The organism is Streptomyces sp. NPDC003393, from assembly GCF_053589015.1.
This window is the reverse complement of sequence record NZ_JBSFRB010000025.1, coordinates 99,300-113,859: the sequence shown is the minus strand read 5'-3', so window position 1 is coordinate 113,859 and position 14,560 is coordinate 99,300. Positions and strand designations below refer to the sequence as shown.

11 protein-coding genes are annotated in these 14,560 nt (G+C 72.4%); 4 read left to right on the top strand and 7 right to left on the bottom strand.

Annotation, left to right across the window (positions count from 1 at the left end; all coding sequences use genetic code 11):
• From ACWDUZ_RS23585 to ACWDUZ_RS23570, 4 genes are all read right to left on the bottom strand, one after another.
• Positions 1–273 (bottom strand): flavodoxin-dependent (E)-4-hydroxy-3-methylbut-2-enyl-diphosphate synthase (locus ACWDUZ_RS23585; protein WP_451633759.1); only part of this gene is annotated, 273 nt, incomplete at its 3' end.
• A gap of 169 nt (positions 274–442) precedes the next feature.
• The gene (locus ACWDUZ_RS23580; RefSeq protein WP_451633767.1) at positions 443–1,735 is read right to left on the bottom strand and encodes a M50 family metallopeptidase; all 1,293 of its coding nucleotides are present in this window, start codon (positions 1,733–1,735) and stop codon (positions 443–445) included.
• A gap of 8 nt (positions 1,736–1,743) precedes the next feature.
• Positions 1,744–3,006 carry a 1-deoxy-D-xylulose-5-phosphate reductoisomerase gene (gene dxr / locus ACWDUZ_RS23575; RefSeq protein ID WP_451633758.1) on the bottom strand — a complete coding sequence of 421 codons (1,263 nt, stop codon included), beginning with the start codon at positions 3,004–3,006 and terminating at the stop codon, positions 1,744–1,746.
• A 379-nt stretch (positions 3,007–3,385) separates the two neighbouring features.
• Complete coding sequence (locus tag ACWDUZ_RS23570) at positions 3,386–5,326, bottom strand: acyl-CoA dehydrogenase family protein (protein ID WP_451633757.1); 1,941 nt, start codon at positions 5,324–5,326, stop codon at positions 3,386–3,388.
• Between the two features lie 613 nt (positions 5,327–5,939).
• Between ACWDUZ_RS23570 and ACWDUZ_RS23565 the strand changes: the two genes are divergently transcribed.
• The gene (locus tag ACWDUZ_RS23565) at positions 5,940–7,460 is read left to right on the top strand and encodes an exopolysaccharide biosynthesis polyprenyl glycosylphosphotransferase (protein ID WP_451633756.1); all 1,521 of its coding nucleotides are present in this window, start codon (positions 5,940–5,942) and stop codon (positions 7,458–7,460) included.
• A 69-nt stretch (positions 7,461–7,529) separates the two neighbouring features.
• Here ACWDUZ_RS23565 and ACWDUZ_RS23560 read toward each other — a convergent pair whose 3' ends face one another.
• Positions 7,530–8,552: a GDP-L-fucose synthase family protein gene (locus tag ACWDUZ_RS23560; RefSeq protein WP_451633755.1), complete on the bottom strand. Its 1,023-nt coding sequence runs from the start codon at positions 8,550–8,552 to the stop codon at positions 7,530–7,532.
• Between the two features lie 105 nt (positions 8,553–8,657).
• Here ACWDUZ_RS23560 and gmd point away from each other — a divergent pair, with 105 nt between their 5' ends.
• The 3 genes from gmd to ACWDUZ_RS23545 all read left to right on the top strand — a co-directional run bounded on the left by gmd (position 8,658) and on the right by ACWDUZ_RS23545 (position 12,772).
• The gene (gene gmd, locus ACWDUZ_RS23555) at positions 8,658–9,671 is read left to right on the top strand and encodes a GDP-mannose 4,6-dehydratase (protein WP_451633754.1); all 1,014 of its coding nucleotides are present in this window, start codon (positions 8,658–8,660) and stop codon (positions 9,669–9,671) included.
• 159 nt (positions 9,672–9,830) lie between these two features.
• Positions 9,831–12,092, top strand: coding sequence for a LamG-like jellyroll fold domain-containing protein (locus tag ACWDUZ_RS23550; protein ID WP_451633753.1), 2,262 nt, complete (start codon positions 9,831–9,833; stop codon positions 12,090–12,092).
• Positions 12,092–12,772, top strand: a complete 681-nt coding sequence (locus tag ACWDUZ_RS23545) for a hypothetical protein (RefSeq protein ID WP_451633752.1) — start codon at positions 12,092–12,094, stop codon at positions 12,770–12,772. Before ACWDUZ_RS23550 ends, ACWDUZ_RS23545 begins: the two co-directional genes overlap by 1 nt.
• 52 nt (positions 12,773–12,824) lie before the next feature.
• Here ACWDUZ_RS23545 and ACWDUZ_RS23540 read toward each other — a convergent pair whose 3' ends face one another.
• Entirely contained in the window at positions 12,825–13,940 is a 1,116-nt protein-coding gene (locus ACWDUZ_RS23540) for a glycosyltransferase (RefSeq protein ID WP_451633751.1), read from the bottom strand.
• Positions 13,937–14,521 (bottom strand): WcaF family extracellular polysaccharide biosynthesis acetyltransferase, encoded by a 585-nt coding sequence (locus ACWDUZ_RS23535; protein ID WP_451633750.1) that lies wholly within the window; start codon positions 14,519–14,521, stop codon positions 13,937–13,939. The genes ACWDUZ_RS23540 and ACWDUZ_RS23535 overlap by 4 nt, the downstream gene beginning before the upstream one ends.
• Between the last annotated feature and the right edge of the window lie 39 nt (positions 14,522–14,560).

The following is a 14,560-nucleotide window of genomic DNA, read 5'->3' as shown; positions in this document are numbered from 1 at the left end:
CGGAATCTGCGACTTGCGCGCGATGGTCGCCAACGCGTCCGCGTCGTCCTGCGTGGGACACGCCACCCGCACGATCTGACAACCCGACGCCGTCAGCTCGGCGATCTGCTGCAACGTGGCACCGACATCCGACGTACGCGTCGTCGTCATCGACTGCACCGACACCGGAGCGTCCCCGCCGACCGCCACGGGCCCGACCTGGATCCGCCGGCTCTTGCGGCGCTCGGCGAGCTTGGTCGGAACGGACGGCATGCCGAGAGAAATCGCAGTCATCTGCTGTGCAACCCCAAGTCGTGGATCAAGGTCCGGCCCCGTTCAGCGGCGGGCTCCAGGCTTCGAGATTACGGCACGCGACCTTGGGCCAGTACATCCCCCACCCGTCAAACCACTCGTTGGAAGGCGGCCGCCGCAACGCCCGGCCGGCCGCCTTCCGCGCCCGCCACTAGGTGATTTTGACGGGGTTCACCACGTCGGCGATCAGGACGAGAATCGTGAAGCAGATGAAGACGCTCGCCACCACGTAGGCGACCGGCATCAGCTTCGCCACGTCGAACGGTCCCGGGTCCGGACGGCGCAGCACCCGGGCGAGGTGGCGGCGCAGCGACTCCCAGAGGGCGCCCGCGATGTGCCCGCCGTCCAGCGGGAGCAACGGGAGCATGTTGAACAGGAACAGGGAGAGGTTGAAGCCGGCGACCAGCATCAGGGCCATGGCCAGTTGCTGGGTGGGCGGGATGTCCAGGGTGAAGATCTCGCCGCCGACGCGGGCCGCGCCGACCACGCCCATCGGGGAGTCGGGCTGGCGCGGGGCGCCGTCGAAGGCCGCGTTCCACAGGGCGGGGATCTTGCCGGGCAGGCCGGCGATGGAGTCGACGGCCTCGCCGACGCGGTCTCCCATCCAGGTCACGGACTGGCCGAGATCCTGGCGGACGACGCCGGTGGCGGCGCTGAAGCCGAGGAAGCCGGCGGTGACGTACTTGCCCTGAACGATCTGGCCGTTGGAGTCCTTCTGTGCGACCTGGTTGGTGGCGATCTTCGCGTGCAGGGTGACGTCCTGGCCGCCGCGCTCCACCACGATCGGCACCTGCTCGCCGGGGTGGGCGCGGATGAGGTCGGAGAGCCGGTTCCAGTCGTCGGTCTTCACACCGTCGAAGGAGACGATCTTGTCCCCGGCCTTCAGGCCCGCGGCGGCGGCCGGTGAGAGCGGGTCGGACTTGGTGCAGTTGTCGCGGTTCTCGCTCTGCGCGATGACGCACTGGGAGACCGAGCTGACGGCGGTCGTCTGCTGGGAGATGCCGAAGCCCATCAGGACGGTGAGGAACAGCGCGACCGCCAGGATCAGGTTCATGAACGGGCCCGCGAACATCACGATGACCCGCTTCCACGGGGCGCGCGTGTAGAACAGGCGCTTCTCGTCCCCCGGCCCCAGTTCCTCGAAGGCGGCCGAGCGGGCGTCCTCGATCATGCCGCGCCAGGGGGAGGTGGAGCGCGCGGTGATCCGGCCGTCGTCGCCCGGCGGGAACATGCCGATCATGCGGATGTAGCCGCCGAACGGGATGGCCTTGATCCCGTACTCGGTCTCGCCCTTCTTCCGCGACCAGATGGTCGGGCCGAAGCCGACCATGTACTGCGGCACGCGGATGCCGAAGAGCTTGGCGGTGGACAGATGCCCCAGCTCGTGCCACGCGATGGAGACCAGCAGGCCGATCACGAAGACGACTATGCCGAGGATCATCATCAGGGACGTCATGCACGCGCCTCCGCGGTCGCCGTCTGCGCTGTCAGTTCCCGGGCCCGGGCGCGCGCCCAGGCCTCCGCTTCGAGGACGTCCGGCACGGTCAGGGTAGTTCCCGTGCCGGGCGTGCCGTGCTCCTCGACCACTTGTGTCACGGTCTCCATGATCCCGTTGAAGGGCAGCGCGCCGCGCAGGAACGCGTCGACACACTCCTCGTTGGCCGCGTTGAACACGGCCGGCGCCGTGCCCGCGAGCTGCCCCACATGCCGGGCGAGGCCGACGGAGGGGAACGCGTCGTTGTCGAGGGGGAAGAACTCCCAGGTCGACGCGGTGCTCCAGTCGAACGCGGGGGCGGCTCCGGGCACGCGTTCGGGCCAGCCGAGGCCGATGGCGATCGGCCCGCCCATGTCCGGGGGCGTCGCCTGGGCGAGGGTGGATCCGTCGGTGAACTCGACCATCGAGTGGACATACGACTGCGGGTGCACGACGACCTCAATGCGGTCGAAGGGAATGTCGTACAGCAGGTGTGCCTCGATCACCTCCAAGCCCTTGTTGACGAGGGTGGCGGAGTTGACCGTGATCACCGGCCCCATGGCCCAGGTGGGGTGGGCGAGGGCGTCCTCGACGGTGACGTCCGCGAGTTCGTCCTTGGTACGGCCGCGGAAGGGACCGCCGGAGGCGGTGACGACGAGCTTGCGCACATCGGCCCTGGTGCCGGCGGCGAGTGCCTGGAAGAGGGCGGCGTGCTCGGAGTCCACCGGGATGATCTGCCCCGGCTTGGCGAGTGCCTTGACCAGCGGGCCGCCGACGATGAGCGACTCCTTGTTGGCGAGCGCGAGGGTGCGGCCCGCCTCCAGGGCGGCGAGGGTCGGCGCGAGGCCGATGGAGCCGGTGATGCCGTTGAGGACGGTGTGGCAGTCGGAGGCTGCGAGCCGGGTGGCCGCGTCGGGCCCGGCGAGGATCTCCGGAAGCCGTTCTCCGCTCCCGTACTCGCCGGCCAGCGCCTCGCGCAGCGCCGGTACGACGTCCTCGCGGGCGACGGCGACCGTTCGGACCCGGAGCCGGTGCGCCTGCTCGGCGAGGAGGCCGACCCGTCCGCCGTTGGCGGAGAGCCCGGTGACCCGGAAGCGGTCCGGGTTGCGCAGCACGAGGTCGACGGCCTGCGTGCCGATGGACCCGGTGGACCCGAGGACCACCACGTCCTTGGGCCCGTCCCCGGCGACGGGATCGAACACGAGATGCGGATCGGCGAGAGGGGCTGGACTGTCGCTCATCCCCCCATTGTGGCGGCAAGACCCGCCCGGGAGGACAGCGCCTCCGTCGGGCGGGGGGCGCGTCGCCGACGGCCGAGGCCGCCCGGCCTGGCCGGGCGGCCTACCGCGGAGGCCCGCCGCACGGCACGGCCGGCGGACCGGCCGTCCCCGGCCAGTCCCGCGACCGGCCGCGACGACGCACACCGCCCGGTGGACACGGCCCACCTACCGCGAGGACGCCGCCGGGCACGCCGGCGGCGTCAGACCGCTCCTGCCGGCTCGCGCGCGGCCGCGTCGGTGCCCCCGCTTTGCGGACGCCGTTCGCCTGCCGGTCGCCCCGGACGCCGGACCGATGTCGCTCCGCAGCCCGTCGCCGGTGGTAGGTGGCCGAGCGGCGCCGTCAGCGGATGGGCCGGTGTACGTTCTCCCGTTCGGACGGGCCCGGTTCCGCCTCCGCGATCCATGGGCCGTCGTCCGAGGGGTCGACGATGCCCTGTTCCAGCCACTCGTAGGCCCCGCCGAGGACGCCCTTGACGACCTTGCGGTCGAGGTCGTCGGTGTTGGTCCACAGGCGGTCGAAGAGTTCGTCGACGCGGATGCGGGACTGGCGGCAGAAGGCGTCGGCGAGCTGGTAGGCCTCGCGGCCGTGCTCGCCGCGGGTGCGCAGGAGCTCCGCGCGAACGCAGGCCGCGCTCATCGCGAACAGTTCGGCGCCGATGTCGACGACGCGGCCGAGGAAGCCCTGTTTGGTCTCCATCCGGCCCTGCCAGCGCGACATGGCGTAGAAGGTGGAGCGGGCCAGCTTGCGGGCGTGGCGTTCGACGTAGCGCAGGTGCGGGGAGAGGTCGATGTGGCCCGAGGGGTGGAACTCGGCGTAGGACCGCGGGAGTTGTCCGGGTCCGGCGACCAGTTTGGGCAGCCACTTGGCGTAGAAGACGCCGGCGTTCGCGCCCGCCCTCGCCTTGTCCTGCAGGGACTTGTCGGGGTCGATGAGGTCACCGGCGACGGAGAGGTGGGCGTCGACGGCCTCGCGGGCGATCAGCAGGTGCATGATCTCGGTGGAGCCCTCGAAGATGCGGTTGATGCGCAGGTCGCGCAGCATCTGCTCGGCGGGTACGCCGCGTTCGCCGCGGGCGACGAGGGAGGCGGCCGTCTCGAAGCCGCGGCCGCCGCGGATCTGGACCAGCTCGTCGGCCATCCGCCAGGCCATCTCGGAGCCGTAGAGCTTGGCGAGGGCGGCCTCGATGCGGATGTCGTTGCGGTTCTCGTCGGCCATCTGGGAGGACAGTTCGAGGACGGCCTCCAGGGCGAAGGTGGTGGCCGCGATGAAGGAGATCTTCGAGCCGACCGCCTCGTGCAGCGCGACCGGCTTGCCCCACTGCTCGCGGGCCGCCGACCACTCGCGGGCGATCTTCAGGCACCACTTGCCGGCGCCGGCGCACATCGCGGGCAGGGAGAGCCGGCCGGTGTTCAGCGTGGTCAGGGCGATCTTCAGGCCCTGCCCCTCCTCGCCGATGCGGTTGGCCGCCGGGACACGGACCTGGTGGAAGCGGGTGACGCCGTTCTCGATGCCCCGCAGGCCCATGAAGGCGTTGCGGTTCTCGACGGTGATGCCCTCGGAGGCCGCCTCCACGACGAAGGCGGTGATGCCGCCCCGGTGCCCCTCGGACTTCGGCACGCGCGCCATGACGACGAGCAGGTCGGCCACCACACCGTTGGTGGTCCACAGCTTGACGCCGTCCAGCACGTAGTCGTCCCCGTCGGGGACCGCCGAGGTCGCCAGGCGGGCCGGGTCGGAGCCGACGTCCGGCTCGGTCAGCAGAAAGGCCGAGATGTCGGTGCGCGCACAGCGCGGCAGGAAGGTTTCCTTCTGCTCGGTGGTGCCGAAGAGTTTCAGCGGCTGCGGTACTCCGATCGACTGATGCGCGGAGAGCAGGGCGCCGATCGCGGGGCTGGCGGAGCCGACCAGGGCGAGGGCCTTGTTGTAGTAGCCCTGGGTCAGGCCCAGGCCGCCGTACTTGGTGTCGATCTTCATGCCGAGGGCGCCGAGCTCCTTGAGCCCGGTGACGACCTCGTCGGGGATCCGCGCATCCCGTTCGATGCGGGCCGAGTCGATCTTCGTCTCGCAGAAGTCGCGCAGCTTGGCCAGGAACTCCTCGCCGCGCTGGACGTCGTCGTCGGCCGGGAGCGGATGGGGGTGGATGAGGTCGAGCCGGAAGCGGCCGAGGAAGAGCTCCTTGGCGAAGCTGGGCTTGCGCCAGTCCTGCTCCCGGGCCGCCTCCGCCACCTGACGCGCCTCGCGCTCGGTGACGGTGGGCTTGTTGGTCATTGGTGCGGACATGAGGCTCACCTCGCCGCGTATAGGGATCTTGGGGGCGGTACGTTACTGACCGGTGCTACTGGAACGTATGTACCCGATACCGGGCGGACCCACCACCCCTGGGGAGGGACACTCACCGTCCACCGATCGCACACGGTCGGTTTCGTCGGGGTTTCCGCCAGCATCGGATGAGGGACATGTGAACGCCAGTTGTGAACTTCTTCACCGGATTCCTATGAATTTCTCGAAAAGCTCAGCCGACGACCACAGTTGTGTCGTAGGGTCCACGATCACTTGGGTACATCCGTTCGGTGGGGACCGAGGGAGACGGATGGACCCGTGACGACGGCGTATGGCTGGGGGGCGCATGCGAGAAGTCGGCGTGTCGGAGTCCACTTCCGAGTCCACCGGGGAGCCGGTGACGGAGAGATCCACGGACGCGACGGCGGCAGCCGGGACGGCGGCAGCAGCGACAGGCACGGTGGGGGGAGCGACCACAGCGGGTTCAGCGGGCACAGGTGAGGCCGCGAGGGCCGCGGGCGCCGTGGGGACGGCGGACGCGGCGACGCGGGGCTCCGACCTGCCGGGGCCGTCGGGACCAGGCAAAACGATTCCCCGGACCGCGCAGCGCACGATGCCGGCCTCGGAGGTCACGGCGCCGGACGCGTCCCGGCCCGCCGGGCCCGGTTTCGGCCGCCTCACGAGACCCGCTCCGGGCCGGCGCAGACCACACGTCCGAACGGGTGACGGGAAGGCCCGCTGGTACCGGCCGCTCGCGGTGCTCGCCGACACCTGCGGCGTCGGTGTCCCGCTGACCGCGGCCCTGGCCGCGGACGGCCAGGACGTGCCCGCGCTCGGCGGGCTGATCGGAGCGGGCGCCTGGACCGCCATCCGGGCGACCCGACGCCGGTACGCCGCCCAGCGCCTCGGCGAGTCCTGGGGTGTGCTGGCCGCCGTACGGGACTGGGTGCTGCTGGCCGGGATCCTGGCGCTGGCACTGATCCTGGCCGGTCTGGACGACGGCCCCCGGCCGACCCTGGCGCTCGCCGCCCTCACCCCCGCTCTGGCCCTGGCCGCGGCGGTCGCGCTGACGACGAAACTGCACCTGAACCGGCAGCGGCGCCAGGCGCGCGCGGTGCGCCGGGCGCTGGTGGTGGGCGAGCCGGCCGCCGTGGACCAGGTCGTCTCCCGCCTCGCCTGCCGCACGGACCACGCCTACGTGGTCGTCGGGGTGGTCCCGGTCGGCTCCCGGGCCGTGCAGTGCGGCATGCCCGTCGCCCAGCGGCTGCCGGACGGCGGCGCCGACCGCGCGGGGGACGCGGAGGCCGTCCTGCGGGCGGTGGCGGACCTCGGAGCGGACGCCGCCCTGGTCGTACCGGGGCTGCGGATGACCGGCGAACGGCTGCGGCACATGGCCTGGGCGCTGCACGGCGCCGGGCTCCAGCTCGCCGTGGTGCCCGGCCTCGCCGAGGTCACCGAGGCACGGATACGCCCCACCACGGCGGCCGGACTGACCGTGCTGCAAGTGACACCGCCCGCCCAGCAGTTCGGCCAGCCGCTGCTGAAGTCGCTGCTGGACCGGCTGGGCGCGGCCCTCGGGCTGGTGGTGCTGGCGCCGCTGTTCGCGGCGCTGGCGCTGGCCGTGCGCTGCACCTCGCCGGGGCCGTCCTTCCACCGCCAGATCCGCTGCGGACTGCACGGCCGGCCGTTCACCATGTGGAAGTTCCGCACCATGGTCGTCGACGCGGAGGCCCGCCGGGACGAACTCGCCCGCTCCGGCGCCAACCAGCACGACGGGCACATGTTCAAGATGCGGCGCGACCCGCGGGTCACCCCGCTCGGCTCCGTGCTGCGCCGGCTGTCCCTGGACGAGCTGCCGCAGTTGCTCAACGTCCTGCGCGGTGACATGTCCCTGATAGGGCCACGGCCGCCGCTGCCCGACGAGGTGGCCCACTACAGCCGCACCGAGCTGCGGCGCCTCGCCGTCAAGCCGGGCATGACCGGGTTGTGGCAGGTCAGCGGGCGCTCGGACCTGTCCTGGGACGAGACGGTCTCGCTGGATCTGTGGTACGTGGACAACTGGTCGGTCGCCACCGATGTGGAGATCATGACCCGGACCCTGCGCGCGGTCGTCGACGGCCGCGGGGCGTACTGAGGGGCCGCGATGGGTGCCACCCGCCCCGGGGGCCCGCCCGTGCGCCGGGCCCCGGAGCCGAGGATCCGCTCAGCCGGTGCGCTGCTGGGCCAGCCACCACTTGTACGTCGCCGCGATGCCGTCCCGCAGGGCCACGGCGGGCTTGAAGCCGAGCGCGGTGAGCCGGGAGACGTCCAGGAGCTTGCGCGGGGTGCCGTCGGGCTTGCCGGTGTCCCAGACGACGGACCCCTCATAGCCCGTCACCTCGCGCACCACTTCCGCGAGTTCGCTGATCGGGAGGTCCTCGCCGCAGCCGATGTTGACCGGGACGTCGTCGTCGTAGCGCTCCAGGAGCAGGGCGCAGGCCGCGGCCACGTCGTCGACGTGCAGGAACTCCCGGCGCGGAGTGCCGGTGCCCCACAGCACGACCTCGGGCGCGCCGTTGACGCGGGCCTCGTGGAAGCGGCGGACGAGTGCGGGCAGCACGTGCGAGGTGGCCAGGTCGAAGTTGTCGCCGGGGCCGTAGAGGTTGGTCGGCATGGCGCTGATGTACGAGGCGCCGTACTGGCGGCGGTAGGACTGCACCTGCGTGATGCCGGCGATCTTCGCGATGGCGTAGGCCTCGTTGGTCGGCTCCAGCGGGCCGGTGAGCAGCGACTCCTCGCGGATGGGCTGCTCGGCGTGCTTGGGGTAGATGCAGGACGACCCGAGGAACAGCAGGCGCGGGACGCGGGCGGCGTGCGCGCCGGCGATGACGCTCAGCTGGATCCGCAGGTTGTCCTCCAGGAACTGCACCGGAGACGTGCTGTTGGCCATGATCCCGCCGACCTTGGCGGCGGCCAGCACGACGGCGTCCGGGCGGACGTCGCGCAGGAAGGCCTCGGTCCGCTCCGCGTCGCGCAGGTCGAGCCGGTCCCGGGAGCGGGTGAGCACCTCGTGTCCGTCGGCCGTCAGCCGGCGGGCCACCGCGGACCCGACCAGGCCCCGGTGGCCCGCGACGAACACGCGGGCCGCGCGTGGGAGCAGCGAGTGCGGGGACGCACCCGGGGCCGTGAGGTCGGGCGAGTGCGCCGGCGAGGGCGCCGTGGGCTGGTGCGATGCGTCAGCTGTCATGCGCGGATTGTGCCAGCGTCGGGCGGCCGCGGGGGGCGTTCCTCAACAGATCAGGGCAATTCACATGAAAACGTGACCGACCGGTCGCGTCGGAGGGGGTTTTGAATGGGCAAGTCGGCACTCATCACCGGGGTGACCGGCCAGGACGGCTCCTATCTGGCGGAGCTGCTGCTGGCCAAGGGCTACACCGTGCACGGTCTGATCCGCCGGTCGTCGTCGTTCAACACCGAGCGGATCGACCACATCTACCAGGGCCCGGACCGGCCGGAGCGGACGTTCGTACTGCACCACGCCGATCTGTCGGACGGGGTGGCGCTGGTGAACCTGCTGCGGGACCTCAGGCCCGACGAGGTGTACAACCTGGGTGCCCAGTCCCATGTGCGGGTCTCCTTCGACGCGCCGCTGTACACCGGCGACGTGACCGGGCTGAGCACGATCCGGCTCCTGGAGGCGGTGCGGGCCAGCGGCGTCGAGACCCGGCTGTACCAGGCGTCGTCCTCGGAGATGTTCGGCGCGACCCCGCCCCCGCAGAACGAGAAGACCCCGTTCCACCCCCGCAGCCCCTACGGCTGCGCCAAGGTCTTCGGCTACTGGGCGACCGTCAACTACCGCGAGGCGTACGACATGTTCGCGGTCAACGGCATCCTCTTCAACCACGAGTCGCCGCGCCGGGGCGAGACCTTCGTGACCCGGAAGATCACGCGTGCGGTCGCCCGGATCAAGGCGGGCCTCCAGGACCGGCTCTACCTCGGCAACCTGGACGCGGTGCGCGACTGGGGCTATGCGCCCGAGTACGTCGAGGCGATGTGGCGGATGCTCCAGCGGGACGTGCCCGACGACTACGTGGTGGCCACCGGCGAGGCCGCGACCGTACGGCAGTTCCTTCAGGTGGCGTTCTCGCACGCCGGCCTGGACTGGACCGAGTTCGTCCGCTACGACCCCAAGTACGAGCGCCCCAGCGAGGTCGACGCCCTCATCGGGGACGCCTCCAAGGCCGAGGAACTGCTGGGCTGGAAGCCCTCGGTGCGGGTCCAGGAGCTCGCCCGGATCATGGTGGACGCCGACGTGGCCCGCCTGGAGGCCGAGCTGGCCGGCACCGCCGTGCGCGTGGACCGGTGAGCCGCCGGCACGTCACCCCCTGAACCCTCTCCCACCGCCGGGCGGCCCGGTCCCCCCTCCTCCGGGCCGCCCGGCCCCTTCGTACCCGTCCGGCACCCCACCCCCGCGAAGACGCCGCCCCCAGCACAGGTACACCCGCTCGCACCGCTAGGAGAAACCATGCACGGCAGTTCCACACGCCGCGGCCGGCCTCGGCGCCGGCCAGGACGCCGCACCACGCTCACCGCGCTCGGCCTGGCCTGCGCCACTCCCCTGCTCTGCCTGCCGCTCGCCACCGGCGAGGCCGGGGCGCTCACCCCGCCCGTCGCCCTGACCGCCGACAAGCTGCCGACCTGGCAGGCCAACGGCGTGGTGTGGGCCCTCGCCCAGGCCCACGGCGTGGTGTTCGCCGGCGGCACCTTCTCGGCGATCCGCCCCGCGGGGACCGCCGCCGGAGGCAGCGGCGAGCGCTCCGCGGTGAACTTCGCGGCGTTCGACGCGGCGACCGGCGCGCCCACCGACTGCCGGCTGTCGTTCACGGTGGGCAGCGGCACCGCGACCGTGCGCGCGCTCGCGGTGTCGCCGGACGGCAAGACCCTGTACGTGGGCGGGTACTTCGGCGCGGTCAACGGGATCGGCGCGAGCAGCCTGGTCGCCGTCGACATCGCCACCTGCACACCGCGCACCGACTTCCGCCCGACCGTGCCGGCCACCGTGCGCGCACTCGCCGTGACCGGCGACAGGATCTACTTCGGCGGCGACTTCACCAGCGTCAACGGCACCTCCCGGCAGCGGTTCGCCGCCGTGGACACCTCCGGGAACCTGACCTCCTGGACCGCGAACGCGGACGCGCCCGGACGGGCCGTGGAGGTCACCGCGGACGGCGGCCACGTCGCGATCGGCGGCGACTTCTTCACCGTCAACGGCAGCGACTCGCACGCCCTGGCCGTCACCGACGCCACCACCGGCGCGGTGACCCACACCTACCCGCGCGGCTTCTTCTCGGACACCTCGGTCGTCAAGGACATCACCGCCGACGCGACGGGCGTCTACACCGCCCACGAGGGCACCAGCGGGTTCGACGGGCGGACGGCCTTCGACCCCCGCACCTTCGACCAGCGCTGGCGCGACACGTGCTACGGCGCCACCCAGGCGCTCCAGCTGTACAAGGGCCTGCTCTACAGCGCCTCGCACGCCCACGACTGCTCCTCGATGGGCGGGTTCCCGGACGGCCAGCGGCGCCATCTGCTGGCCGAGGGCATCAACGACCCGCACATGGTGGGCTGGGCGCCGGACACCAACGACGGCATCGGCGAGGGCATCGGGCCGCGGGTGTTCGCCCTCGCGCCCGAGGACGGCACGGACTACCTGTGGGTGGGCGGCGAGTTCACCGCCGTCAACGGCACCGCCCAGCAGTCGCTGACCCGGTTCGCCTCCGGTCCGGACACCGGGGCGCCCACCGTGCCGCAGGTGCAGGCGGAGAGCACCGAGCCGGGCAAGGTCGCCGTGCACTGGCGCTCCAGCTTCGACACCGACGACAGCAGCCTGACCTACCGCGTCTACAAGGACAACGGCACCACCCCGGTCCACCAGGTGACCGCGAGCTCGCTGCCCTGGTCCCGGCCCCAGCTGACCTGGACGGACACCGACGTGGCACCGGGCGAGACGCACTCGTACCGGGTCACCGCGTCGGACGGGCCCAACACCTCCGCCAAGTCGGCCGACCAGTCGGTACGGGTGGCGTCGGCGGCCGACGCGTACGCGGCGACGGTGCGGGGCGACGGCGCCTCGCTGTACTGGCGCTTCAACGAGGCCTCCGGCGCCTACGCGGCCGACAGCTCCAGCGGCGACGACAGCGGGGTGCACTGGAACGCGCCGACGCAGGCCGTCGCCGGCGGGGCGGCGGGTTCGGGCCGGTCGATCGCCTACACCGGCTCGCAGAGCGAGTGGACGTACAGCGACCGGCTGCGCAGCGCGCCGTCGACCTTCTCGCTGGAGCTGTGGTTCAGGACCACCAGCACCACCGGCGGCAAGCTCATCGGCTTCGGCAACAAGGTGCAGCTGGTGTCCAGCCGGTACGACCGGCACGTCTACATGACCGACAGCGGGCGGCTGGTCTTCGGCGTGCGCGCGGACACGGCGCGGACGATCACCACGGTCCACTCCTACAACGACGGAAAGTGGCACCACGTGGTCGCCACCCAGGGCTCCAACGGCCTGAAGCTGTACGTCGACGGAAGCCTGCGCGCCTCGAACCCCCACACCACCGGCAACCAGCCGTCCACCGGCTACTGGCGCGTCGGCGGGGACAACCTGGACGGCTGGGCGAACAAGCCGACGAGCCGGTTCTACACCGGACAGCTCGACGAGGTGGCCGTCTACGACAAGGCGCTGACGGCGAGCCAGGTCCTGGCGCACTACACGGCGGGGGCGGGCGGCTGATGAAGAGGATCTCGCTGGTCGCACTCACCCTGCTGGCGCCGCTGCTGCTGGCCGGCTGCGGCAGCTCGGACAAGGACGGGCGGCACACCGGGGCGGACGGCGGCGCGACGCCGCGCCAGGCCGCCCCGGCCGCTCCCGCACCGTCCGGGGACACCACGTCCGCCGCGCCGTCCTCCGGCACGCCCTCGACGGGCGGCGGCGGGACGGCGGGCGGCACCGCCCAGGGCCCGCGCAACACCGTTCCCGACGCGGAACTCACCCCGGCCACCGGGTCGTTCACCAAGAAGGAGAAGAAGTACCTGTCGGGCCGGGTGCCCAAGGGCATGGACCCGGCGGCGATCCTCCAGGCCGGGCAGGACGTCTGCGACCGGCTCGCGTACACCGCGAAGGTCGACCGGGACGCGGCCGTGGGCGCGGTCATCGCGGGTGACATCAAGGGGGCCGACGCCGCCGTCGACGGCCTGTGCCCCGACCTGAAGCCGCTGATCGCCGAGACGAAGGGCGGCTACCCGGACGGCACCCACGCCGATCCGGCGCCCGGCACCTATCGCGCGCTGACCTCGTCGAAGGACTGCACCTGGTCGCTGGACGGCGCCTCCGGCCGAGGGCACACGATCACCGTGCGCAAGGGGACGAAGACCTTCACGTCCACCGGGTGTTACGCCTGGGCCCGTAGCTGAGGGCACCGGGCCGTGGGGGCCGCGCCGCGGCGGCCCCCACGGCCCGGCCCGCTCAGCGCAGGGACCGGTACAGGGTGTGGAGCCGGTCGGTGACCGCGTCCAGGGAGAAGGACGTGCGGGACAGCTCCCAGGCGGCCTTCGACGCACGCTCGCCGGTGTCGGGGTCCAGCAGGTCCAGGATCTGCCCGGCCAGGTGCCGCGGGTCGGGGCAGACGCGGCCCGCGCCGGTGCGGGCCAGGTCGTCGGCGAGCCCGTTGGTCGGGGTCACCACCGACGGCACGCCCACCGACAGCGCCTCCAGCACCGACATCGGGAACGGCTCGTCCACCGACGGCAGCACGTGCACGTGCGCGCGGCGCAGTTCGTCCAGGACCGCGCCCGGAGCGAGGGTGCCCAGGTAGTCGACGGAGCCGGCCACGCCCAGTTCCTCGGCCCGTTTCAGCGCCGTGCCCAACTCGCCCTCGTCGGCCCCGGCGAGCACGAAGCGGGCGTCGGGGTGGCGGCGCAGCACCTCGGGAGCGGCGGCGACGAAGTCGGCGGGGCGCTTGCGGGCCTGCATACGGGCCAGGTAGAGGAGGCGGGGCGGTCCGGGCGGGCGCGGGCGGCGGTCCTGCGCGGGGACCCCGTTGACCAGCCGTACGCCGTTGCCGGGGTCCGGGCCGCCGAGGACGGCGTCCAGCGCCTTGCGTTCGTAGGAAGTCAGGTGGAGCACGGCCGAGGCGCGGCGCAGCACCCGGCGCACGGCGAGCAGGTCGAGCAGCTTGGCGAGCGCCTTGTCGCTGGGGTCGACCATGCCGTGGGTCTGCACCACCAGCGGGCGACGGGCGCCGAGCGCGGCCAGCGCGATGGGCAGGGTCACCAGGTCGCGGGCGAGGTGGACGTGGACCACGTCGGCGTCGCGCACCAGCCGGCGCGCGCCGGCCAGCAGCGCGGGTGAGGTGATCCCGCTGAACCCGGCGCCGGGCAGGACCCGGCGGGCCGGGTAGAGGCGGGCGGGGCGACCGTCGACGTCGGTGGGCAGCGGCCCGTCGAAGCCGGAGCCGAGGGCGACGATCCTGCTGTCGACGCCGCGGGCGGCGAGCCCGGTGGTGAGGTTCACGGCGACCCGGACGGGGCCGCCGAAGGACTGGGTGGGGGTGTGCAGGGTGACGGCGTGCAGGGCTCTCACCGGGCGCGCTCCTTCACGGCCTTCCTCGCCTTCGCGGACGGGTGCGGCGCGGGCTCCTGGAGCGCGCGGGTGCCGTCGGCCGTGTGCAGGGTCAGCTCCGGCAGGTCGCGGGCGAGAACCGTGCCCGCGGAGACCACCGCGTGCCGTCCGACGGTCACCCCGGCGAGCACCGTGGCCCGGGCGGCGATCCAGGCGCCGTCCTCCACCCGGATCGGCGCGTTGCGGTAGCGGAAGTCGGTGGTGCGGTGGTCATGGCTGCCGGTGCACAGCAACGCCTCTTGAGAGACGCACACATGGGAGCCGAGGGTGACCGGCTCCAGGTTCAGCAGCCAGGCGCCCTCGCCGATCCACGTGTGGTCGCCGACGGTCAGCTTCCACGGCCACAGCACCCGGACCCGGTGCCGGATGAGCACCCCTTCGCCGATCCGCGCACCGAAGGCCCGCAGCAGCGCCACGCGCAGCCGGGCCGGGCAGAACCACGCCATGAAGAGCGTGTTCATCACGCAGAACCAGAGCGCCTGCGTGACGATGCCGCGCCCCTTGTCGTATCCGGACAGTGTGAACGTTCGTAGATCGCGCACGTGTTCCCCCTCCGTGATCCACCCTAGGGATTCCCACCG

Coding starts and splice junctions, on each gene's coding strand:
- ACWDUZ_RS23580 (WP_451633767.1), bottom strand. CDS start 1,735: ATGATGATCCTCGGCATAGTCGTCTTCGTGATCGGCCTGCTGGTCTCC.
- dxr (WP_451633758.1), bottom strand. CDS start 3,006: ATGAGCGACAGTCCAGCCCCTCTCGCCGATCCGCATCTCGTGTTCGAT.
- ACWDUZ_RS23570 (WP_451633757.1), bottom strand. CDS start 5,326: ATGTCCGCACCAATGACCAACAAGCCCACCGTCACCGAGCGCGAGGCG.
- ACWDUZ_RS23565 (WP_451633756.1), top strand. CDS start 5,940: ATGCCGGCCTCGGAGGTCACGGCGCCGGACGCGTCCCGGCCCGCCGGG.
- ACWDUZ_RS23560 (WP_451633755.1), bottom strand. CDS start 8,552: ATGACAGCTGACGCATCGCACCAGCCCACGGCGCCCTCGCCGGCGCAC.
- gmd (WP_451633754.1), top strand. CDS start 8,658: ATGGGCAAGTCGGCACTCATCACCGGGGTGACCGGCCAGGACGGCTCC.
- ACWDUZ_RS23550 (WP_451633753.1), top strand. CDS start 9,831: ATGCACGGCAGTTCCACACGCCGCGGCCGGCCTCGGCGCCGGCCAGGA.
- ACWDUZ_RS23545 (WP_451633752.1), top strand. CDS start 12,092: ATGAAGAGGATCTCGCTGGTCGCACTCACCCTGCTGGCGCCGCTGCTG.